At 45.3% G+C, this 22,716-nt stretch carries 16 protein-coding genes and 1 pseudogene; 7 read left to right on the top strand and 10 right to left on the bottom strand.

The features are described 5' to 3' along the window. Positions 1-163: 163 nt before the first annotated feature. Positions 164-3,811, top strand: coding sequence for a PAS domain S-box protein (locus ACBR23_RS10655; RefSeq protein ID WP_371114548.1), 3,648 nt, complete (start codon positions 164-166; stop codon positions 3,809-3,811). 28 nt (positions 3,812-3,839) lie between these two features. Here the strand turns inward: ACBR23_RS10655 and hpsO are convergent, their stop codons facing one another. From hpsO to rsmD, 4 genes are all read right to left on the bottom strand, one after another. Further along, positions 3,840-5,018, bottom strand: a complete 1,179-nt coding sequence (gene hpsO, locus ACBR23_RS10660; protein ID WP_371114547.1) for a hormogonium polysaccharide biosynthesis glycosyltransferase HpsO — start codon at positions 5,016-5,018, stop codon at positions 3,840-3,842. 87 nt (positions 5,019-5,105) lie between these two features. Next, on the bottom strand, positions 5,106-6,080 hold the full coding sequence (gene hpsN, locus ACBR23_RS10665; RefSeq protein ID WP_371114546.1) for a hormogonium polysaccharide biosynthesis glycosyltransferase HpsN: 975 nt from the start codon (positions 6,078-6,080) through the stop codon (positions 5,106-5,108). 127 nt (positions 6,081-6,207) lie between these two features. After that, positions 6,208-7,671, bottom strand: coding sequence for a phosphoglucosamine mutase (gene glmM / locus ACBR23_RS10670; RefSeq protein ID WP_371114545.1), 1,464 nt, complete (start codon positions 7,669-7,671; stop codon positions 6,208-6,210). 248 nt (positions 7,672-7,919) lie between these two features. After that, positions 7,920-8,462 carry a 16S rRNA (guanine(966)-N(2))-methyltransferase RsmD gene (gene rsmD / locus ACBR23_RS10675; RefSeq protein WP_371114544.1) on the bottom strand — a complete coding sequence of 181 codons (543 nt, stop codon included), beginning with the start codon at positions 8,460-8,462 and terminating at the stop codon, positions 7,920-7,922. 372 nt (positions 8,463-8,834) lie between these two features. Here rsmD and ACBR23_RS10680 point away from each other — a divergent pair. After that, positions 8,835-9,050, top strand: a pseudogene (locus ACBR23_RS10680) (hypothetical protein); the annotation flags it as partial. Next, entirely contained in the window at positions 8,947-11,163 is a 2,217-nt protein-coding gene (gene glgX / locus ACBR23_RS10685; RefSeq protein ID WP_371114543.1) for a glycogen debranching protein GlgX, read from the top strand. The pseudogene ACBR23_RS10680 and the gene glgX, both read left to right, overlap by 104 nt. Positions 11,164-11,235: 72 nt before the next feature. Here the strand turns inward: glgX and hisH are convergent, their stop codons facing one another. Beyond that, the gene (gene hisH / locus ACBR23_RS10690; RefSeq protein WP_341736809.1) at positions 11,236-11,868 is read right to left on the bottom strand and encodes an imidazole glycerol phosphate synthase subunit HisH; all 633 of its coding nucleotides are present in this window, start codon (positions 11,866-11,868) and stop codon (positions 11,236-11,238) included. Positions 11,869-11,918: 50 nt separating this feature from the next. Here hisH and ACBR23_RS10695 point away from each other — a divergent pair, with 50 nt between their 5' ends. Beyond that, positions 11,919-12,434, top strand: coding sequence for a peptidase C15 (locus ACBR23_RS10695; RefSeq protein ID WP_371114542.1), 516 nt, complete (start codon positions 11,919-11,921; stop codon positions 12,432-12,434). A gap of 507 nt (positions 12,435-12,941) precedes the next feature. Here the strand turns inward: ACBR23_RS10695 and ACBR23_RS10700 are convergent. Then, a complete protein-coding gene (locus ACBR23_RS10700) occupies positions 12,942-13,424 on the bottom strand; it encodes a flavin reductase family protein (protein WP_340525592.1) in 483 nt (160 codons plus the stop codon). A gap of 281 nt (positions 13,425-13,705) precedes the next feature. On the opposite strand from ACBR23_RS10700, the gene ACBR23_RS10705 reads away from it, so the two are divergent. Further along, positions 13,706-14,911, top strand: a complete 1,206-nt coding sequence (locus ACBR23_RS10705; RefSeq protein ID WP_371119484.1) for a glycosyltransferase family 87 protein — start codon at positions 13,706-13,708, stop codon at positions 14,909-14,911. A gap of 67 nt (positions 14,912-14,978) precedes the next feature. Here ACBR23_RS10705 and ACBR23_RS10710 read toward each other — a convergent pair whose 3' ends face one another. Together ACBR23_RS10710 and ACBR23_RS10715 are read right to left on the bottom strand one after the other, a co-directional pair. After that, positions 14,979-15,815, bottom strand: coding sequence for a dienelactone hydrolase family protein (locus ACBR23_RS10710; protein ID WP_371119485.1), 837 nt, complete (start codon positions 15,813-15,815; stop codon positions 14,979-14,981). A gap of 178 nt (positions 15,816-15,993) precedes the next feature. Continuing rightward, on the bottom strand, positions 15,994-17,334 hold the full coding sequence (locus ACBR23_RS10715; RefSeq protein WP_371119486.1) for a hypothetical protein: 1,341 nt from the start codon (positions 17,332-17,334) through the stop codon (positions 15,994-15,996). Between the two features lie 96 nt (positions 17,335-17,430). On the opposite strand from ACBR23_RS10715, the gene ACBR23_RS10720 reads away from it, so the two are divergent. After that, positions 17,431-18,090, top strand: a complete 660-nt coding sequence (locus ACBR23_RS10720) for an SDR family NAD(P)-dependent oxidoreductase (RefSeq protein WP_371114538.1) — start codon at positions 17,431-17,433, stop codon at positions 18,088-18,090. A 270-nt stretch (positions 18,091-18,360) separates the two neighbouring features. After that, positions 18,361-18,516, top strand: coding sequence for a hypothetical protein (locus tag ACBR23_RS10725; RefSeq protein WP_341736815.1), 156 nt, complete (start codon positions 18,361-18,363; stop codon positions 18,514-18,516). Positions 18,517-18,851: 335 nt separating this feature from the next. Here the strand turns inward: ACBR23_RS10725 and ACBR23_RS10730 are convergent, their stop codons facing one another. Both ACBR23_RS10730 and ACBR23_RS10735 read right to left on the bottom strand, forming a co-directional pair. Further along, positions 18,852-20,123, bottom strand: a complete 1,272-nt coding sequence (locus tag ACBR23_RS10730; RefSeq protein ID WP_371119487.1) for an FAD-dependent hydroxylase — start codon at positions 20,121-20,123, stop codon at positions 18,852-18,854. A gap of 348 nt (positions 20,124-20,471) precedes the next feature. Beyond that, a complete protein-coding gene (locus ACBR23_RS10735) occupies positions 20,472-22,643 on the bottom strand; it encodes a caspase domain-containing protein (RefSeq protein WP_371114536.1) in 2,172 nt (723 codons plus the stop codon). Positions 22,644-22,716: the final 73 nt, after the last annotated feature.

Raw genomic sequence — 22,716 nt, forward strand, 5'->3', positions numbered from 1 at the left:
TTATAAAAAAGGAATTAAATTTTGATAGATAGCTTTTGTCAGTAACATGAGGTACTCCTTGGGTGGAGATAATAAATAACAGGTAATTGCTGAATTGTAATTTTAGATCTAGATTTAAACGTTTATCAATCCACAATAACTAACCTAAATTTAGAGGAATAGTATGAAAAATAGCATTCCTAGTTTATTTTCAATGGGGATAATTCTACAATTATTATCAAAATTGTTTAGCATAACAGCCAACCTGCATAACTTCTATCAAAGTAAACTAGCAATTCATTTTTTAGCAGTGTCCGCCGCAGCTAAGATGTTCTTTTCGGCGGATTCAGGGGGACTAACTCCTACAGAAAATCTGAAAGAAAAGCGCGTGTTAAATGAAATAAATGCCAAAAATCGCTTTTTTAACTTTTCGTTAGATATGCTATGCGTGATTGGTTTCGACGGTTATTTTAAACTCGTTAATGCCACAACGACCAACTTACTAGGCTATTCCGAATCAGAACTTTTAGCTAAAGAATTCATTGAGTTTGTACATCCAAAAGAACTAAAAATTACTTGTCAAAAAATTGCTAGTCTAGCTGATAGTAATAGTTCTCAGAAATTGGAAAACCGCTATAGATGCAAAGATGGTTCTTATAAGTCGATATCCTGGACTATTAATTCTGTTAGAGAAGAGGAATTAATCTATGCTGTCGGTCGTGACATTACCGGATGCCAATCCCTAGGAAATTCTATTTTAGAAAGTATACTTGACAGGACGGAAGACTTGATTTTTGTCAAGGATACTCAGGGTGAGTATGTCTCGATTAACTCGAAAACTGCTGCTTTTTTTGGCAAGTCAAAAACAGAGATTCTAGGCAAAAAAGATACTGATTTATTTTCCGAAAAAATAGTTACTAAACTTTTAGAGATAGACCGACGAGTTATCCAATCTGGTATTGAGGAAACCGTCGAAGAAGTAGTAGAAGACATTCACGGGAACCTGGAGACATATCTAGCAACTAAAAGTCCGTGGCGAGACCAAGAAGGAAATATAATTGGTATCCTAGGAGTTACTCGCCCTATTACCGATCGCAAAACTGCAGAAGAACAACTACGACAGAAAGCAGAATTTTTGCGTAGCATTTACGACGGTGTGGACTACATCATTTTCGTAGTAGATGTCGGGGAAGACGGAGAGTTTCGCTACGTCGGATTAAATCCAGCAGCCGAGTTACTGGGTGGAATCAGCACCGAGGAAGCGTGGGGTAAAACTCCACAAGAACTGTTTGGAACAGCTATAGGAACGTTTTTTCGGACAAAACTCAGAGAATGTCTCCAAAAACAGAGTTCAATTTCCTACGAAGCGATCGCTAATTTCGAGGGTAAAGAAGTGTGTTTGATGACAAACCTGACTCCGCTGCGGGACAAATCGGGGCAAATTTATCGCATTGTAGGTAGTTGCACCGATATTAGCGATCGCAAAAAAGCAGAACAATCTTTAGAAGCACAATTAAAACTGTCTGTATTCACAGCAGAGGTAGGAATTGCTCTCACTCAAAATCCCACTTTGGCTGCAACCTTGCAAAAGTGCTGCGATGCAGTTGTAGACCATTTGGATGCTGCTTTTGCTCGGATTTGGACTTTAAATCCAGATGATAATATATTGGAACTACAAGCAAGTGGGGGGATTTATACTCACATAGATGGTGCTCACAGTCGCATTCCTGTGGGGGAATTTAAGATTGGTTTAATAGCCCAAGAGCTAAAACCCCACCTGACTAATGCTGTTTTAGAAGATCCCCATCCCCATATCATGGACAAAGAATGGGCTTCGCGAGAGGGACTGGTCGCTTTTGCCGGATATCCGCTGATTGTTGACAATCAATTAGTAGGAGTAATTGCGATGTTTTGTCGCCAACAATTGAAGGAATCAACGCAGATTGCTTTACCATCCATAGCCGATACCATCGCCCTGGGAATTAAACGCAAACAAACCGAAGTGGCTCTAGGGAAACAACAGCAAACTTTGAGGGGAATTATTGATAATGCTCCCATCTGGGTATGGATGACGAATACTAGCGGCCGGATGTTGTTAGTTAACAAAACGTTCTGTGAAGATGTGGCTATTCCTGAATCAAAATTTTTGGCTGCATCTCACTATTCCGAAGTTTTGGGAGTAGAGGAATCGGCTAACTGCATGGCATCTGATGTGCAAGCATGGAGTCAAGATTGTTCATTTTATTGTGAAGAAATTTTGCAACTGGCTGATGGAGAATTACACCATTTAGAGATAATCAAAACTAAAATAAAAGATGACACCGGCAGTGCGATCGGGTTGATTGGCTTGGGTTTGGATGTTACGGAACAAAAAGAATATCAAAGAAAATTGCAAGAGTCAGAAGCGAGATTCCGCAAATTAGCTGAGCAGGAAAAACTGGTGAATCAACTAGCGAGTCAAATTCGTGCTTCTCTGGATTTAGATACTATTTTAGGAACAACAGTACACCAGATTCGCGATTTGCTGCAAGTCGATAGATGTCTATTTATTTGGTATCAGCCGGACGCAGAACAGCCTGTTTGGAATGTAACATACGAGGCCAAAAATCCTGATTTGCCCTCGCTGTTAGGTTTATATCCTACTGCGATGACAGGTTCTCACGCGGCACTAATTGCCAATTTGGAAATTATTCGCATCGACGATTTTGAGGCTGTTAATGATGGGGTAGAACGGGATTTTTTCCTGTCTATCGGATTCAATTCTCTGTTAGACATTCCGATTCAGACACCTTCGAGTCGAATTGGTCTAATTTGCTGCGCTACTTCGGGTATCACGCGGTGCTGGAGTGACGAGGAAGTGGAACTGTTAGTCGCAGTCGGGAATCAATTAACTATTGCGATTAACCAAGCAGAACTTTACACTCAAAGTCTCGATTCAGCGCGAATTGCGCGAGAACAAGCAACTAAAATAGAAAGGGCTTTGTACAAACTCCAGCAAGCTCAAACTCAGCTCATTCAAGCCGAAAAAATGTCAAGTCTGGGTCAAATGGTAGCAGGCATTGCTCACGAAATAAATAACCCGATCAGTTTTATTTTTGGCAATCTTACCTACACAGAAGAATACACCACAAATCTCATGAGACTACTGCAAATGTATCGAGAGGAATTTCCTGAACCACCGCCAGCGATTCAGGATCAAATCGATAGTTTAGAACTAGATTTTTTGCTAGAAGACTTGCCGAAAATGCTATCTTCGATGAAGGTAGGAGCGACTCGCATTCGGGATATTGTGCGCAGCTTGCGGAATTTCTCTCGTCTCGATGAATCTGACATGAAAAGTGTCAACCTGCACGAAGGCATCGACAGCACTTTGATGATTTTGGAACACCGACTGAAAGCTCAGCCCGTTAGCGTAGCGGGTAGGGAGTACCATCGCCCTATAATTCAAGTTATTAAACAATACGGAGAATTACCGCTGGTAGATTGCTACGCCGGATTGTTAAATCAGGTGTTTATGAATATAATAGCTAATGCGATCGATGCTGTAGAAGAACAGAGCCAAAATCCGGGAATCATCCACATTTGTACACAGGTAGAAGGTAATTTGGTGGAGATCGCAATTGCTGACAACGGTGTAGGGATGACAGATAGAGTCAAGCAGCGGATATTTGACCCATTCTATACTACAAAGGCGATCGGTTCTGGGACTGGGATGGGTTTGGCGATTTCCCATTCAATTATTGTAGAAAAACACCAAGGTGAAATCAATTGTATTTCCGCTCTCGGCAAAGGAACTGAATTTATCATTAAAATTCCAATTGTTAGTCATTAGTTATTGGTTATTAGTTGTTAGTTATTCTTTAATCTGAGGTAACTAACTTTTGGTAAAAATCTAATAAATGTTGAGCTAAAGCTTTGTTTGTATAACTATTCATGACTCGATCGTAACCGCGTTTAGCCAAATCTGCAAGCAACTCCGGCTGCTCCATTAATTGATGCAAACACTCTTGCAATTTCTCTACATTTCCTTCAGGAAATACTAAGCCTGCATCTCCCATAACGTGGGGAATTTCGCCGCAGTCGGAACCGATTACCGGAACTTGACAAGCCATGGCTTCGATTAAAACATGGCCAAATTGTTCTTTCCAACCTACTGTTGTTAAAGTTTTGAATTTATAACTTGTTTGGGATGGCAATACTAAACAATCCATCAAGTTAATGTATGGGGGTACAGCTTCATGGGAAACGCTTTCTACCCAGATTATTTTGTCGCTGATGCCCAATTCAAGAGATTTTTCGGTAATTTGCGATCGCAATTTTCCTTGCCCTACTAACAGCCATTTCCAAGGGTATTTTTTCAAGCCTGCTAAAGCTGTCGCCAACGTTAACAATCCTTTTTCTTCGACAAACCGCCCTACATAGCCTACAACAAAATCTGTAGGTTGAATCCCTAATTTTCGCGATAAATCAGCATCTTTAGAAGTGGGATAAAAAAAAGTTTCATCTACTCCCAGTTGTGGCATTACTTGCAGTGCACCTGTGTAGCCCCGCTGGCGCAATATTTTAGCCCCGTCTAGGTTGCCGGCAATAATTCCATCGGTGTTTTGCAGATTGCAATTTTCTAACAGGGAAATAGGCCATTTCAATTCATAGGATAAGTTCCACCAGGTAAATAAGATATTTTTTGCTTTGAGATTGAGCAAATTATTTAGTAATATTAACTGGGCATAGGCTAGGGATTTTGAACCTTGTTCGACTTGGATAATCTGCGGTTTAAATTCCTGTAAAACCTTAATTAAATCTTTGCCAAATGTGAGTAAGCCTTGATTGTTTTGACTAAAGTTATAAATTGGTACTACTTTAAATGAACCTTCTTGATAAAATTCACTTTCTATGGTTTTATTTTGTACGCCTCCTGGTTTCCAGCGTTGCGGTACTATAACTGTTACTTCGATGGCAGGTTCAAGGTTTGCTAAAATCTTGAATTTTGCCCGATTGATGTCAACAATATAGGTGTGGCTGGCAACGAGGATTCTCATTTATTGGGAATTGGGGAATTGGGGAATTGGGGAATTGGCGAATTGGGGAATTGGCGAATTGGCGAATTGGGGAATTGGGAATAAAAATTATTTAGCGTTGATGTTATCTTGATGGGTGTAGATTTGTCCGTCTCTGGCGATCGACTGAATTAGCGTGTTGATAGCGCTGAGAAAACCCAGAATGTAAAATGCAAATCTGCTGAGGATTTTAAGGGGCGATCGACTTTTATAGCAAGGTGGATTGCCAAAAACGTGACAGTCAAACAGTTTGGCAAAAAATCTTAGGCATTGAAATACTGTTAAATTTTTCAATCCCATCAGGAAGTGGTTGTGATAAAATGTGACTTGATATTCGAGCGATCGCGTACTTATGTCGTGACACCCGCCGCTTTCTTCTCCCAAATGAACTAAACAAGCATTGGGATCGTACCAAATTTTAAAACCAGTCGATCGCAATCTCAAGCAAAAATCCGACTCTTCCCGCACCGCACTACCTGCAAACCGTTCATCGAAGCTCAAACCGCACTCGGCAAAAACCCCCCTGCGAAATGACATATTGCAACCTCTAGCCGAGAGCACTTGCTGTGGTTGTATAGTATGTACCAAGTCGATAAAATACCAACCAATCGCTGCATCCATCGCTTCTGGTGGCAAATATTCGATCGCCAAATCACCCCCAGAATCACCCAATTTCATTCTGTCAAAAACCCTACCCGCCACACATCCGATATCCGGTTGGGCTAAATAGTTACTAGCATGAGCAGCCAAAAAACCCTTCGGCAACTGTACATCATCATCAATAAATAAAATAATATCTCCAACGGCGCGCCGCACCGCATAATTACGAGCACCAGGCAAATTAGCCCAATTTACCCGAAACCAGCGAATCCTACCAGCATTAGCCAATTGTTCTAAATAAACTTGAGTTTCGGATTCATGGATGGGAGTTTGATCGATTACTAAGACTTCAAAACTGTGATAATCTTGCCCCATCAAATCAGCCAGCGTCTCTCGCAGGCTTTGCTCGCGGTTGTAGGTGGGGATGGCAACAGAAATGATCATTTTAAGTTTTTTTATGAATCATTTAACCGATTTGATGTAAATCAGAAATGGGGAAAGTACACTGGGAAGAGGAACATTATTAGCAATTACCAATTCCCCATGCCCTATTCCCCATGCCCAATTTTCATCAAATAGTGTGGTATTTCTGAACTGCTAAAACTAAATTTTCAGTCCAAAAATTAGCCAATTCTGCGCTGGAAGCTTCCACCATGACTCGGATCAAAGGTTCAGTGCCAGAAGCGCGGACGAGCACCCGTCCTTCTTCTCCCATTGCAGTTTTAGCACGGGCGATCGCTCCTTGCAAAGCCTCGCATTCCTGCCATTTCAGGCGTTTTTCCCGATCGTCCACACGGACATTGCGCAACAATTGGGGATAAGTTTCAAAGCTGCCATCCACCAATTGTGCCAAGGATTCCCCAGACTCCCGCACCAGGGAAGCCATGTGCAAAGCCGTCAACAAACCATCGCCGCCGATACCGTAATGAGGGCAAAGAATGTGTCCCGACTGTTCGCCGCCCAACATCGCACCGGTGCGCTCCATTTCAGCATGAACGTGCTGATCTCCCACCGCAGTTCTAATTAATTTGCCCCCCAATTCTTCCCAAGCTCGCTCAAAGCCGAGGTTAGCCATTACAGTAGAAATAATTAAATTTTCTGGCAATTGTTCGCGCTGCCGCAAATTCTTGCCCCACAGATAAAGAATGTAATCGCCATCAATCGATCGACCTTGGTTGTCAACACCCAAAACTCGATCGGCATCGCCATCAAAAGCAAATCCCAAATCAGCATTGTGCTCTAAAACAGCAGCTTGCAAACTGTCGAGATGAGTAGAACCGCAGTTAACATTAATGCGATCGCCATCAGGAGAGTTGTGTAAACAGATAACATCGGCCCCCATTTGCGCGAACACCGCCTCACCCAAGCGCGCGGCCGCCCCCCAAGCCAAATCCAACACGATCCGCATTCCGCGCAAATTCACTCCTTGCAGTGAACCTTCCAAGGAAGTGGCATAATCTTTAACTAACTCTGGGCGGTGGTGGTGATAGCCGGAAGTCAAGCTAGCAATGGGAACCTTGGCCCCTCGGATGCCCGCTTCGATTTGTTCTTGCAACTGCTGAGACAGCTTCGTGCCACTGGCACCGAAAAACTTAATACCGTTATCTTCTGGGGGATTGTGGGAAGCGGAAATCATCACTCCGCCCATGGACTCGGTAACACTTGCCAGATAGGCAACGCAGGGAGTAGGGCACAGGCCCAAATTCCAGACTTCTAAACCAGCGGCTGTCAAACCCGCCGACAGTGCCATTGCCAGCATATCGCTGGAATTTCTGCTGTCTTGGCCCAAAATCACCGGGCCTTGGTTGGGGGAATTTTGGCGTAAAACTTGTCCTGCCCAGAAGCCAATTTGCATTGCTAGCGGTGCATTCAGCAATTCTCCTACTTTGCCACGAATGCCGTCTGTGCCGAATAGTTTGGTATTTGGCAGGGGGAGGTTGTTTCCCACCAAAATAGTCTCTGGGCGTTTGGCTGGCTGTACTGAGTTAGCAGCCTGAAATTCGCTGCCGCGATGGCGCGAAGGTGTCTGAACCATATTCACTCCTTTAGGAATATTCACACTCACACTTTGCAGTTTATGGTACAACTGAAAGTCTTTTTTTTCAGCGTTAAGTCGATTTATTTCTGGGATGGCTCCAGCAACCTGACTACCCTGACAAAAGTTTGATTATTTGTGAATATACGCCATCTAATTAAACTTTCAGGTTGCTCGGCCGGTTCTAGGATACCAGTTTAGTTGCACTCCAGCGGTGTCGCCAGACCAACAGTTACCCTTGGCATGGCTCAACAACTGTGAGTGTAGAAGGTTAAGGCTGTATTGCCGTAGAATTTTTGGCGACAAATTTCGAGACCGGAAATGGGGACAGCCTCGCGCTGGCGACTGTGTTCGATCGCTATTTCACCATGGGGTGCTAACATTTCTTGGCTGGCGATCGCATTCAAGACAGGCTCGTACAAGTTGCTGGCGTAGGGCGGATCGAAGTAAATGCGATCGAACTGGTGTCGGGCTAGAGTCGCCAATTTCGCAGTCGCACTTCCCCGCAAGATGTGAAATTCTTGGGATGACTTTGCCACTTGCTGCCAATTTTGCTGAATAATCGCACAAGCTTTCGCCGACTGTTCAATCCCAGTGACACTCAAAGCCCCGCGACACAAAGCTTCTGCACCCATGGAGCCACTACCGGTACAAATATCAAGCCATCTGCAATCGGCGATCGTCCCTTGCCAAATATTAAATAAAGCTTCTCTGACTCGCGCAGGTGTGGGGCGAGTTGCGAGTCCGGGCAGGGTTTTTAGTTGGCGATTGCCACAGATTCTCAAGCTCATTTAAAATTCCGATCTTAAAGTAGATTCTGTTTTTTTAGATGGGAAAACAGAAGTTTGAATGTAAGTTTAATTATAGCACATAAGCGTTGAATCTCAACTATATTCCGCTAGTTTTTGAAGCAAAAACAAGAATCATCAAGCAATAATCTCCGCGAAAAATCGGCAAAAATTCATGGCATTATGGGGGTAGAGATTTTGGGATATGCTGCTGGCGGATTGGTTGGCTGATTTGATTTGAGCGCACCCAAAACATTTTGATAGTCTCATCTGAACTGGTCACAAGTCTGAGATTCATGCAGTTGAGTCCTTGAGCGATCGAGGTAAACATCGGGAGGTTAGTGATATGATGCTAGTAAATATAAATTCACTCTAGAGCTGGACTACTACGCACAAATCTGGGATCGGGCAGTTGCAGCCGTTGCGCCCAACTACACATCTCAAGATTGCTCTAATTGTGGTATGAGAGGATTACGATTTGGATTCTATGGATTTAAAACTTTGGCCCGGAAAACCCTATCCCTTGGGTTCAAAATGGGATGGCGAAGGCACAAATTTTGGCCTGTTTTCAGAAAATGCCACAGGGGTTGAATTGTGCTTGTTCGATGAACAAGGTTGGGAAACTCGACTGCCACTGACTGAAGTCTACAACTTCATCTGGCACTGCTACATTCCTGGCATCAAACCCGGTCAATTGTACGGGTTTCGCGTTCACGGCCCCTACAACCCCTCAGCGGGACATCGCTTCAACCCTGCCAAACTGTTGATCGACCCCTACGCTAAAGCGATCGCAGGAGACGTGGTTCACGGACGGGAAATCTTCGGCTATGACTGGGACGACGAAAAGGAAGACCTATCCTATAGTGCCTTAGACGATTCTCACTTAGTCCCCAAAGCCGTTGTCATCGATGAATCCTTCGATTGGGAAGGTGACACTCACCCCCAACTGGCGTGGCACAAAACCGTCATCTACGAGATGCACGTCAAAGGCTTTACTAAACTCCATCCCGACATTCCAGAAGCTTTGCAGGGAACCTACGCCGGACTCGCCCATCCCGCCGCCATCGACCACCTTAAATCCTTGGGGATTACCGCCGTCGAACTCCTCCCCGTCCATCACTTCATCGGCTGTCCGGGCTTTCTCGAAGCCAAGGGATTGCGAAACTACTGGGGCTACGATTCGATCAACTATCTCGCGCCTTACTCCGGCTACAGCGCCAGTGGCAACACCGGTCAACAGGTGAATGAGTTTAAGGAGATGGTCAAAGCCTTACACGCTGCTGGAATTGAGGTGATTATCGATGTGGTCTACAACCACACAGGAGAGGGCAACCACATGGGCCCAACCCTCTCATTTCGTGGCCTTGACAATGCCGCTTACTACCGCCTCGTCGAAGGCGCTCCCCGCTACTATATGGATTATAGTGGCTGTGGCAACTCCCTGAATGTCTGTCATCCCCAAGTGTTGAAGCTGATTATGGACAGCTTGCGCTATTGGGTGTTGGAGATGCACGTCGATGGGTTCCGCTTCGATTTGGCGACGGTTTTAGCGCGGGAAACCGATCGCGTCGATACCTTTGCCGCCTTTTTTGACATCATCCACCAAGACCCCGTTTTGTGCGAGGTCAAGTTAATCGCTGAACCCTGGGATATCGGCGAGGGTGGCTATCAAGTTGGTCAATTTCCCTTGCTGTGGTCCGAGTGGAACGGCCGCTACCGCGATACCATGCGGGACTTTTGGCGGGGAACCAACGAAACTCTGTCTCAGTTTGCCTATAGCTTTACTGGGAGTTCCGACCTCTACGAAAGTAACGGACGGCGACCCCATGCCAGTATCAACTTTATCACCGCCCACGATGGATTTACGCTCAAGGATCTCGTCAGTTACAACCACAAACATAACGAAGCCAATGGCGAAAACAGTCGGGATGGGGAAAACTACAATCGAGCCTGGAACTGCACGGCGATCGAATTTGCAGCCACCCAAGCTCTAGAAGCAGGAGCATCTGCACCCTGTTTTGACCCCTGTGCTGGGGATGGCGACACCGACGATCCCCAAGTCCAGTTGCTGCGAGAACGCCAACAGCGGAATTTCCTGACTTCGTTACTGTTGTCTCAAGGTGTTCCCATGCTGGTGGCTGGAGATGAAATGGGGCGAAGTCAAGGCGGCAATAACAACGCCTATTGTCAGGATAACGAAATCTCTTGGGTGGATTGGGGATTGCAGCACAAAAATGCTGACTTGCTCGAATTTACGCGCCAGTTAACCGGCTTGCGGCGCGAACATCCCATATTTCGTCGCCGTAAGTGGTTCCAAGGACGTGCGATTCACGGTTCTCAAGTTAGCGATATTACCTGGTTCAACCCCGACGGCGGGGAAATGACTGATGAACAGTGGAAAGTAGGGCACGCCAAGGCGATCGGAATTTTCCTCAACGGTGAAGAACTTCCCTATCCAAATGCTCGTGGCGAACGGATTATTGATGATAGTTTTTTGCTGTTTTTCAATGCTTATTGGGAGGCGATCGATTTCGTGATTCCTCCCCGCTTTCAGGGCTTGCAGTGGATTGCCATTCTCGACACCGCCGAACCGAAATTTGTGGAATCTCAAGGGATCATTTATACAAAGCGGAAAAATATTCCTGTGACAGCGCGATCGATAGTGATTTTAAAATGTCTAAATGGACACCCCCGGTCACTATAGACTCCCATTCTTCAGAATGTACAGCTTTCCTAAAAACCCGGTTTCTTCAAGAAACCGGGTTTTTAATCGACTTTAAGCAGCTACTTTTTCCCTCACCTGCATCACAAAATTTGACAAAATTTGCAATCCCGTACTCGAAGACTTTTCCGGGTGAAATTGTACAGCCATCAGATTATCTTTGGCGATCGCCGCCGTCACATTTTGACTACCGTGAGTCACCATTGCCGATCGCACTTTCGGATCGACTGGATCGACATAATAAGAATGCACAAAATAAACCCAAGGTTCAGCAGGCAAATTTTGCCACAGCGACAAATCCTGAGCAAATTGCAATTGATTCCATCCCATGTGCGGAATTGTCAACCCAGGCTCTGAACTAAACCGTCGCACAGTTCCCGAAATCACTCCCAAACCCGGTTCTAAACCTTCTTCGGAACTTTCAAACAGGATTTGCAAACCCAAACAGATGCCTAAAAAAGGTTTTCCCGATGCGATCGCACTGATTATCGGTTCTATCAATCCGCGGGTTCTTAAATTCTGCATTGCCGGATCGAAGGAACCCACACCCGGTAAAACTACGGCATCAGCCTGGTCAATCATAGCCGGATCGTCCGTAATTTTTGGCACTGCACCCACATTTTCCAAGCCTTTACAGACCGAGTGCAGATTGCCCATGTCATAGTCCACTACTGCAATGACAGACATTGACTTACTTGCCTTATATTATCAATGGAACTATATTACCAAAATTATTGATGAATACCAAAATTTTGCTAACATCCTTCGACACTTGGCAACCTCATCAAAAATCCAACTCTTCTGACGACTTATTAGGCAGAATTTCGCTGATTAAATCTTTGCCTTACTCCCTGAGTTTCTTGAGAAAACTGCCAGTAGATTTCCAGGAAGCGCCCAATTTGGCGATCGCCAAAATCAACCAACTCCAACCAGATCTAATCGTCTGCTGTGGCATGGCAGAAATTTCCCAAACATTAACCCTAGAATCCTGCGCTTGCTCCGACCAAGAAATTATGAAAACAACAGTCAATCTTGAAGATTTAATTGGTGATTTACCCACCATCAAAATTAGTCATAACGCCGGAAGATTTGTTTGTGAAGCCCTTTATTATGCAGTATTAAAACACCTTGCTGACTCTCAACTGAACACCCAATGTGTTTTCGTACACGTCCCCATATTAACACTAAAAAATACAGACAAAATTGTCGCCGATTTTTCATTGATTTTAACTCGCCTCACAACAGACAAATGACCCTAAACAAACAACAACTAACAACTGACAACTGACAACTAACAACTGACAACTAACAACTAACAACTGACAACTAACAACTAACTAACAACTAACAACTAACAACTGACAACTATAGCAATCCTAAATCAGTTGTGTAATTGTTGTAGGGGCAATCCCCCCGTGGTTGCCCCTAGATGCTGGGGTAGGCACGGGGGCACTACCCCTACAAATCCTCATGAATGATTTAGGATTGCTATAACAACTAACAACTAACAACTGACAACTAACAACTAACAACTAACAACTGACAACTAACAACTGACAACTGACAACTAACAACTAACAACTAACAACTAACAACTAACAACTAACAACTAACAACTGACAACTAACAACTAACAACTGACAACTGACAACTAACAACTAACAACTGACAACTAACAACTGGCAACTGGCAACTGACAACTGACAACTGACAACTGACAACTGACAACTGGCAATTGTCAATTGCCAATTGTCAAATTTCTAGCCGCCGTAATTCCAGCCAGTGCTTTCTAGCAGCAACGGTTCGCCCTCCCGGTGAACCCCCGCAGCCACAACTTCACCCACATACACCGTATGATCGCCGTGTTCCACAGCGCCCACAACCTTGCACTCCAGATAACCCAGAGAATCCGAAATAATCGGACAACCAGTTTCGGCCCCGGCATAAAATTCTACATCCTCAAATTTATTACCTACCCGGCGCTGGGGCTTAAAGAATTTTTGGGCTAACTCTTTTTGTCCTGCTTCCAGGAAACTCAAAGCAAAGACACCACTAGCTTTAATCATGGCGTGGGATTTGGAGTCTTGCTTGACGCAGTTCACCACTAAGGGAGGAGTAAAGGAAGATTGCATCACCCAGCTAGCGGTGAAGCCGTTGACTTCTTCACCGTCTTTGACACCGCAGATGTATAGTCCATGAGGGATTTTGCGGAGGATGGTCTTTTTCGCTTGTTCGTCTAGCACGGGCTTACCTGTTCGATCGATAACTCTACACCGCCAAGTTTAACTTTTGGAGACCCAACAAACCAACTGTCTCAAGGGCGATCGGAGCGACACGAATGCTGAGACTGCCAATATTGCTTTTTTTGATACAAAATTTTCTGCTACATCCCTATTTATTTGATTAACTTTCATTAATTTGCATAACACATGAACCTAAGTATATACTTAATTGCAAGATTATCAAGTTAAAATTTGTATTTTTTTTCCATCTTCAAACTTTAAACCAATTCGGAGATATGCTGATGACAGAATCATTTAAGCGGAACTTTGGTTTAGGTATAGTCGGATTAAGCGTATTATCTCTAATTTGTTTTGGGATAATAGGGATTGGCAGAGATATCAACAGCCCGCTCAATTTTGACGGTGCCACGATTTACGCTGCTGGACGTGCTTGGTTGATGGGTTTGAATCCCTACAAGCTCGATCTTTTGAATAAAAGTGTAGCCGGAATCAAGGAAATTCCTGGCTTTGAGGATGGCGGTTTCTTTTATCCTCCTCAAGCCGCAATATTTTGTCTGTTTGTAGGTCTCTTTGATTACTCAGTTGCCAAGTTCGTCTGGGTAGGACTCAACTTGATCTCGATCGCAGCTATCGTGGTGATGACACTGGAGACGATAAATAGATCCCCAAATCATCGTGGACATCAACTCGGCCGTTGGGTAATGGCAGCCATCATTATTGGCAACCCATTCACCACTCATGTGGTGTGGATGGGTCAAACTTCTTTGATATCTTTTGCTGCTACAATGGGTGCTTGGTTTTTCAGCCAAAGACAAAAATATGTATTAGCGGGGATCTGTTTGGGTTTAGCTAGCTTTAAGCCACAAATCTGCTTATTGCTCGGTTTTTGGTTTTTGTTAGAACGCAACTGGAAAATATTAGCTGTATCCCTGCTAACCGTGGTAGTTATGAGTGCTTATCCCTTGGTATTCTACGGCGGGCCCATTGGCACCCTGGAAGCATGGCATCAAGGAATTCAAGATAGTTACCTAGTTGTAACTTTCAATAAGCCGGGGTTTCAAGATAAAGTCGGCATGGAAAGTCTGTTGGCTTTTTTTGGCTGGAATCTACCAGGAATCAAAATTTTGGGGTTGATTTTAACTGCTTTGTTGTGGGTATTCCGCAATAGAATCAACACAGAAGATATTTTTGCTGTACTGATGGGTATATCGTTTACATTTTTAGGATATACTCATGTTTACGATTACGTTGGTTTGCTCCCCATACTAACATCTCTGTGGCTGTATTGCTACGGCAATCAAAAAGCTTCTCTCGGCATGATAGGTCTAGTATTTCTGCTGTTTTTTCCGAGACGCATATTTTTGGCTGCGGGTCTGCCTTTTTTAGTTCACTGGAGAACAATTGTGGTTTTGATACTTTTGATTAGTGTTTTGTTCTTCAGCATCAAAGCTAAATCCCATCAAAGGTTTCAGCCAGAAATTGCTTGATTTGGAGTGAGTTGGGAGGGACGAAGATAATTTTAAACTGCCACTCACAACTCACTACTCACAACTCTTATGCAACCCCCGACTTCTTAAACCAATCTTGCAACCGCTTCCAACCATCCTTAGCTTCTTTTTCGCGGTAAGTGGGGCGATAGTCGGCGTTAAATCCGTGGGGTGTATCTGGATAAATCACAATTTCTGAACCGCTACTGCCTGTTTTGAGAACTTGGCGCATTTTCTCCACTGTATCGGTGGGAATTGACTCGTCTTTGGCACCGTAAAGCCCCAATACTGGCACTTTCAAAGTTGGTGCAATGTCGATCGGCTGTTTTGGAGTCAAAGCCGTAGCATCGCCAACCACACGCCCGTACCAAGCCACTCCTGCTTTAACTTTGGGGTTGTGGGCGGCGTAGAGCCACACTATTCTGCCTCCCCAGCAAAATCCTGTAATTCCCAACTTATTAATATTGCCTTTTCCTGACTTTTGTGCCCAATCTACCGTAGCATCCAAATCCGACATAACTTGAGCATCGGGGACTTTAGAAACTACTTTGCTGATGATTTCTTGAATGTCGGTCATTTTAGAAACATCACCTTGACGGGCAAACATTTCTGGGGCGATCGCTAAATAACCTAATTTAGCAAAACGGCGACAAATGTCTTGAATATGAGCATGAACTCCGAAGATTTCCTGAATCACGATTACCACGGGAAAATTGCTACCATTAGCAGGCATTGCTCTGTAGGCTGGAATTTCGCCATCTTTGACGGGAATCTTGACTTCACCTGCGATTAAACCGCTAGCATCAGTGGTGATAACGGCCGCAGCAATAGGATGAACTGCTAGGGCAAATCCGGCGCTTAAGGCAGTGACAGCGATAAATTGTCTACGAGTTAAGTCTTTCATTGGTAATAGGTAATAGGACATCGGGAGTCGGGCAACCCCCAGGGCTGTTTCATTCTCGGCTCCGATCGCCAAAAGTAAAAGCGATCGCGCTATCTGATAAGATTTTTAGCGATCGCTCAACAAAAATACATATGCTGACTCTAATCCCATTTCTGAAAAAAGTCAATATTCCCCAGCTTTATTTTTGTTGCCATTCTTTCTGTTTTTTGCGAGCTGATTGCAGCCATTTTTGGGCTTCTGGATAAACAGTCGTTCCCGGTTTTACAGATTCTAAAGTGTTGATAATTTCCTGCAAGTAACCCAGGGCGTAACCAGGATTTTGATTAATAGAATTTAGGTTAGTTTGGAACTTAGCAAACAAGTTTTTAGCCTGATTTAAAGCTTCCACTGACTCTTTTTCAGTTTGAAGTCGAATCTGTGTAGTGCCTAAATTATTTTGATATTCAGCTAATTTTGTTTGAGCATCAAGATAGCCCGGATTATCAAAGGGAATTTGGCTGAGTCGTTCAATAGATTGTTGCCACAAATCAGCTATTTTTTGCCAAGTTTCGGCTGAATGTGGCGGTTTCTGCGATGCGGAGGCGGCACTAAAGGCAAATTCTTTGGCTGCTTCGATTAAGTTGTCCGCGCGCACTGAACCGGTAGCGACACCGCCCATTGCTTGAAAATCTCTCTCTGCTGCTTGCAGTTTTTTCCTAGCAGTTTCTCCGGCTAGGGTTTCTGGGGGAATTTGATTGAGTTGGTCGATCGCACTTTGCCAATTTATGCTAGCTTTTTGTCTATCTGCCGCATTTTTGGCTTGCTGGTACTGCTGTTTTGCCGTATTCAGGTTTTGTTCCACTTCCCCAAGCTGAGTAAAAGCATTTTTTTGTTGGAAAATCTGGGCTTCCATACGCCCGATACTTTTGCGGGCTGCTTGAAATTCATCAACACTAAAGCGCCAAGTACAGCCAAAAAAAGAGCAGTAGGTTTCTGGATAATAACCTAAAAACCAAACCGGCAAGGCATCGAGGTGTTTTTGCGCTTGTTTTGCTTTGGTGTCGCCCAAGTCGAAATCAGCCACAGCAGTTGCCTTATTTACCAATTGATCCGATTGTTCCACGAGGGCGATCGCCTGCCGATAATTGTAATCCATGCTGCTAAAACTCGGCATTAATAATATGGGCAATTTATCTGCTATAGGCTTGCGAATGATGGGCACAGGTAGGTTTGCTAGCCAAATTATCCCCGCCCCCGCACCCAAAAAAACCCCCACCCAGATAATTTTGCCAAACAATCCGGGCGGCTTGTTGGCTTTGACGGCGGCTTTGAGTGCTTTTTCGCTGAAGTTGGGAAATTCATTTTTGAAAGTAGCGCGGATTTCTTCTATGGATGCGAAACTGCCATTTTCCGATCGCATTTTCTCCAACTGCTTGATTACCATACTCCTGTAGACATTGCCAGCTATAGCGTCAGCCGCTGCACATTTGTCAACTTCTGACTTTAAAATTTCAAAAGCTCGATCGGTAAGACGCGCCATAAAACTCACCTATTCCCTTTTAATTATTTTACAGGTGGCCACTCAAAATAATTGTTAAAATATATAAATTCCCCATCAAATATCAGACATAATTTCATGCCAACTGCTTTAATCACCGGAGCTTCTAGCGGAATTGGTGCAGCTTTTGCCACCGAATTAGCCCAAGACCAGCACAATCTAATTTTAGTGGCTCGTTCCGCAGACAAATTGCACCAACTCGCTGCTACACTCCAAGAAAAATTCCATATTCGAGCCGAAGTAATCGTGCAAGATTTGACGGAACCTGGTGCTGGAACCAAAGTATTTGAGGCCGTCAATCAAACAGATTTGACCGTAGATTTGTTAGTCAACAATGCGGGTTTTGGAGATTACGGTGTTTTTGCCGATCGCCCCCTTGACAAACAACTAGCCATGGTGCAACTAAATATTCTAGCATTAGTTGAGCTTTCGCACTTATTTTTGCAGCAAATGCGTCAAAAAAAATCAGGAAGTATCATCAATGTAGCATCAATAGCAGCATTTCAACCGATGCCATACCTATCAATTTACGCAGCAACCAAAGCCTTTGTTCTGAGTTTCACTGAATCACTGTGGGCGGAAAACAAAGATTTAGGAATACGAGTATTGTGCCTTTGTCCAGGACCGACAGAATCGGACTTTTTTGCAGTAGCTGAATTCCCAAAATCACTAGCATCAATTCATAACGGGCGTGCGACGCCCGTGGGATGCTCTAAAAGAGGACTGAAAAACAGATGAAATCAACAAATATGCGAGTATTTTGTAGCATTATTCAGTCGGTTTCAACCGACTTTAGCTATGAGACAGGGGTTTCAACCCCTGTTGAACTCGCGGACAAACAAACTAGCCCAAAGAAACCGGGTTTTTGCGAGCATATTTGGTAACAGGCGAAGAGATGGGAAAAAACCCGGTTTCTAAAGATTGTGCGCGAGTGGCCAGAAACCGGGTTTTTGCGAGCATATTTGGTAACAGGCGAAGAGATGGGGAAAAACCCGGTTTCTAAAGATTGTGCGCGAGTGGCCAGAAACCGGGTTTTTGCGAGCATATTTGGTGACAGGCGAAGAGATGGGAAAAAACCCGGTTTCTGAGATTGTGCAAAAGTGCGATCGACCGTTTTTTCAATTTTCCCACAATGGCGATCGATCGTTGCTAAATCTGCAATAATTCAATGCTATTATCCGCGCCACAATTTCCACGCTCACCCACGAGTCCGCCGGGGGTTGAAAACCCCCGTCGAGAGAGCGTAAGTCCTCTAAAAGAGGACTGAAGCATCTATTTTTTAATCAAAATTCTCATGATTTTATTCAGTCGGTTTCAACCGACTTGCGCTATGAGACGGGGATTTAAATCCCCGGCGGGCTTGAGGACAAACTGATCGATTCTAGAGGGTGAAACAACCTGCAAACCAATTTTACTACAAGTTAGTCAGTGCCCAGAAACCGGGTTTTTTTGAGAATATTTCGTTAGTGTCGGAAAAAATCGTAAAAACCCGGTTTATTTTAGTTTTGCGATAATTCCGGCGGCCGCCCCATTAAGCCCGTCATTAAGCGCAATGCTAAAAACCTAACTGGGGGAATTGTTCGCAAACACCACAATCCGAAGCGGCGAAATGCGACAATTGGCAGCCAAGTATTAGAAAATAACCTATCTAAGAAATCGGTAAATCCTAACACGATTAAATTTTCTTGTTTGCGCCAGTTGTGATACCTTTTCAATACTCGCAAATCGCCGATGTCTTCGCCTTTTTGGTGGGCTTGTTGCAAGATTTGGGCGATCGCCCCTGCATCTCGAATGCCCATATTTAGTCCCTGGCCGCCCACAGGATGGCAACAGTGCGCCGCGTCGCCAATTAATGCTAATCTGGGCAATACGTAGCGATCGCTCTGCATTAACTGTACCGGAAACAAAAAGCGATCGCTCTCCAATTCCAAATTTCCCAAAACTCCGCCCGTGCGCTGTTTCAACAAAGCTAAAAACTCTGTTTCATCCATTTGTTGCAAAGCTTTCGCCTCCCCATGGGGTGCAGTCCAAACTACTTGACAACGGTTCCCTGGTAATGGTAAGACTCCCATCGGGCCACTGGGCCAAAAGCGCTCAAAGGCGATATCGTTGTGCGGTTTTTCTGCTTTAATAGTAATAGCAACGCAGGATTGCCAGTATTTCCAGCCGCGAGTGCCGATGTTGGCTGCTGTGCGGATGCGAGATTTAGAACCATCAGCAGCAACTAATAATTTAGTACGAACAGTGCGAGTTTCACTGTTTTGTTTGATGGCAATTTCGGCACAATTAGTTAAATATTTGACCTCCACTACTTCCGCCGGACAAACCCAACTGAAATTCGGATTTTTTGCCAAGGATTCCTGCAAAGCTGACAGCATGACTCGGTGCTCGCCCACATAGCCTAAAGCGGCTTTTGGTACGGGTAATTTGCCTGTATTTCCCAAGTCTGGGCGGTGGAATTCTACAATTCCGGGATAGTCGCCGTCGCAGAGGCTAATTTGCTCGAAGGTGGTGATTTGCGGCAATATTTTCTCCCACACGCCCATGCCTTCTAAAATCATTCCTGACAGCAAGGTGACTGCGTAAGCTTGTTTTTTGGCTGCTGCGGCTGCGGGGAGTTGGGTTTCGATGATGGCTATTTTTAAGCCTGAATCTTTGAGGGCGCAGGCTAAGGTTGCACCGACTATGCCACCTCCGACGATCGCGATATCATAGTCTAATTCCGCTGTTTGGAGGGGGGATGGGGTTGCAGAAAGTTGGTTTACAGCCATTTTTTAAGGGATGTTTTTTAAGTTAAAGGGCATTGGGTATTGGTGTCAACTTAAGGCCCAAACGTTTGGGAAATATGGGTTTTACGACAAGTCTCTAAATCCCCCGATCGAAGAGGGACTTTGAGTAAGTTCTTGTCCCCGCCTTCTTAAGGGGGACTTTGGGTAATATCGTTTCCGGCTACATCGGAATGATTTAACCGCAGAGAGCGCAGAGGACACAGAGGGAGAGAATAGTCTTTTTAATTGTAAATAATTATTGCGGTTTGGGGCAATTAGGGGGCATTGAGAAAGGGAGGCAGAGGAAGAGTCATGGGAATGGCCATGAATTGATGGCATCAACAGCAATCATTAAACTACCCGATAAACAAAACTCAGAGTTGCCCACACATTCACATCCAAAGCTATATCATCGGTGGATATCCCCACCTGCTGCACCCCAGCCATGCTGGCCGCGTGCAAATCTTCCAAGACAGCCCTGGCCACATTTAAAGGATTTAACAACACTCGAATTGGCGAGGCATCCCTGGCTTGCTGCATTCCTCCTTGCAACGCGGTCAAAGTGCGATCGAAGGGACTCTCACTAAATATAATTAAGGTTTCCGCAAGCCCGATCGCCCTAGATACTTCCCACCCGATCGCCCCTGCCTGGGGTACACTCAAATTTGCACCAGGGGCGATCGCCTGCACCGGTCTTGGCACATTGGTTTCCCCATCAGAATTGAATACTAGCAGCCGTCTTGAACTATCCGAGCCAAATACCATAAAGTAAACTGGGCGATCGCCATTGTTATACAATCGATACTGAATCCGGCTCCCATAATTCACACTTAATATACCTAAGCTTTCAGATTTCTCACTTTCCCCCCTCAGCGATGATAGTGCATCGTCACTGACACCTCGCACGGGCGATCGCCCGGCCACAGTCATGGCTTGAGGCGCGAGAGTTGATAGCATCGCCCGCACCTTCAGACGCGAAGACCCCTCATTCACTGTCAGGCGCAGCAACTTGATCGCCAACAGGGTTTTCAACTGCGGAGTCAATCGCTGTACCGCAACTTTCACGGCCTCTCCCCCATCACCCTCAGTATGCGGAACCAGCGTTTCACCCACAGAAAACAAACCGTAACGACCTTGATACAAACCAGGCTCATAGACCCCAGGAGTTTGAGCTACAGTGGTTTCTGGCACTCTGCCAAACCGATAGTCCGCTGGTTGGTCTCCCGCTACCGCCGAGACTTGGGGCACAGTCGCAAAGGCGCTGGTAGCGTCCACCCGCTCGATGCGTTCTAAACCAGAGTCCAAAGCTACAGTTAAACTGATGTTTCGGGGCAGAACCCGAATTTCTTCTCTGACTAATTCGCCCGCAGTCAGTTGCACCTGGTTTGAGATGGGCGCTTGTAAGACTTGGGCTTTAGCAGAAAGACCGTTACGTCGCAGCAGTAACAGCCTCGCGCCCTCTGAGGAAACGGGGCTGAATACAGAAGCGCCACAGGACTCTAAAATTTCTGGGGGCAACCCGGCCAGCCACAATTGGACAGTTTTGCTACCCTCTTCTACCGCAGACACTGCCCCGTCAGCAGTAGCGGAATTTAACATCGCTGTTGCAAACATCCCCGCAGGTGCTTTTGCATCGTCCTGGCGAATTTGCGGTTCCTGGGTTAAGCCACTGATTTGCTCGACTTGGGCCGCGGCGCGGCTAAAACTGACTTGCAGGCTGCTGGCGGGAGTTGTCCACCACAAAGTTTGGGTGAGGGCGTAAGTAAATAAACCGGCTGTAAACCCGTTCCACTGAATTTCGGCGGAGAGTTGACCAGGGGCGGCGGCGGTGAGTGTGGTGCCTCCGCTAGAAGTGAGATTGTTGACTAATTTAAGTCGATCGAGTAAGTCTAATTCGCCCATGCTTGGACTCGCCACTATGGGGCGGGGGCGGGAACGAATCCGGAAGTTGCCGGTGGGATTTACACCCGGATAGCTGTAGCTGGTGTCGAGAATGGCGATCGCACTTTCTGTTGGGAGCGATCGCATCAACAGCAGCAGTGTTTCCTCTAACATATCGTTCACCGCCCGGTTTCCCAAAGCAGGCACAACATCATCTACCGGCACCAAACTGTTTTGCATTACCGTCGGTGACTCCCCCAAACTGACTCGGCTACCGCAGCCACTGAAGTGAAAAACCACCACGTCTCCGGGTTTAGCTTGTTGAGTCAAGTGACTGACAAAAGCCGTCTCGATATTTTCTCTGGTAGCTTGAGAGTCAGTCAAAGTCAGAATGTCTGATGGCCCAAACCCAAACCGATATACCAGTAATTCCCGCTGCAATTCCACATCGGTAACACAGCCGTGCAGCGCCGACCCTGGATATTTGTCAACGCCCACTAACAATGCCAATTTGCGGGCTGTCGGCTGGGCTAGGGCCTGGTAGTAGCGATTGCCCAACCGTTCCCATCCAGCCTCGCTGATACCCAGCGCTGCTAACACCCAGCCTGCTTGCTGCAAAAATTCCCGCCGCTTGAGTCCCATTAATGATTCCCCATCGTCGTGCTCTTACAATATTCTCACTCCTCTGCCGAAGACTAAGTGTCGCCAACAACAA

It is taken from the genome of Microcoleus sp. (genome assembly GCF_041354475.1).
Taxonomy (GTDB): domain Bacteria; phylum Cyanobacteriota; class Cyanobacteriia; order Cyanobacteriales; family Microcoleaceae; genus Microcoleus.

Coding starts and splice junctions, on each gene's coding strand:
- ACBR23_RS10655 (WP_371114548.1), top strand. CDS start 164: ATGAAAAATAGCATTCCTAGTTTATTTTCAATGGGGATAATTCTACAA.
- hpsO (WP_371114547.1), bottom strand. CDS start 5,018: ATGAGAATCCTCGTTGCCAGCCACACCTATATTGTTGACATCAATCGG.
- hpsN (WP_371114546.1), bottom strand. CDS start 6,080: ATGATCATTTCTGTTGCCATCCCCACCTACAACCGCGAGCAAAGCCTG.
- glmM (WP_371114545.1), bottom strand. CDS start 7,671: ATGGTTCAGACACCTTCGCGCCATCGCGGCAGCGAATTTCAGGCTGCT.
- rsmD (WP_371114544.1), bottom strand. CDS start 8,462: ATGAGCTTGAGAATCTGTGGCAATCGCCAACTAAAAACCCTGCCCGGA.
- glgX (WP_371114543.1), top strand. CDS start 8,947: ATGGATTTAAAACTTTGGCCCGGAAAACCCTATCCCTTGGGTTCAAAA.
- hisH (WP_341736809.1), bottom strand. CDS start 11,868: ATGTCTGTCATTGCAGTAGTGGACTATGACATGGGCAATCTGCACTCG.
- ACBR23_RS10695 (WP_371114542.1), top strand. CDS start 11,919: ATGAATACCAAAATTTTGCTAACATCCTTCGACACTTGGCAACCTCAT.
- ACBR23_RS10705 (WP_371119484.1), top strand. CDS start 13,706: ATGACAGAATCATTTAAGCGGAACTTTGGTTTAGGTATAGTCGGATTA.
- ACBR23_RS10710 (WP_371119485.1), bottom strand. CDS start 15,815: ATGAAAGACTTAACTCGTAGACAATTTATCGCTGTCACTGCCTTAAGC.
- ACBR23_RS10715 (WP_371119486.1), bottom strand. CDS start 17,334: ATGGCGCGTCTTACCGATCGAGCTTTTGAAATTTTAAAGTCAGAAGTT.
- ACBR23_RS10720 (WP_371114538.1), top strand. CDS start 17,431: ATGCCAACTGCTTTAATCACCGGAGCTTCTAGCGGAATTGGTGCAGCT.
- ACBR23_RS10730 (WP_371119487.1), bottom strand. CDS start 20,123: ATGGCTGTAAACCAACTTTCTGCAACCCCATCCCCCCTCCAAACAGCG.
- ACBR23_RS10735 (WP_371114536.1), bottom strand. CDS start 22,643: ATGGGACTCAAGCGGCGGGAATTTTTGCAGCAAGCAGGCTGGGTGTTA.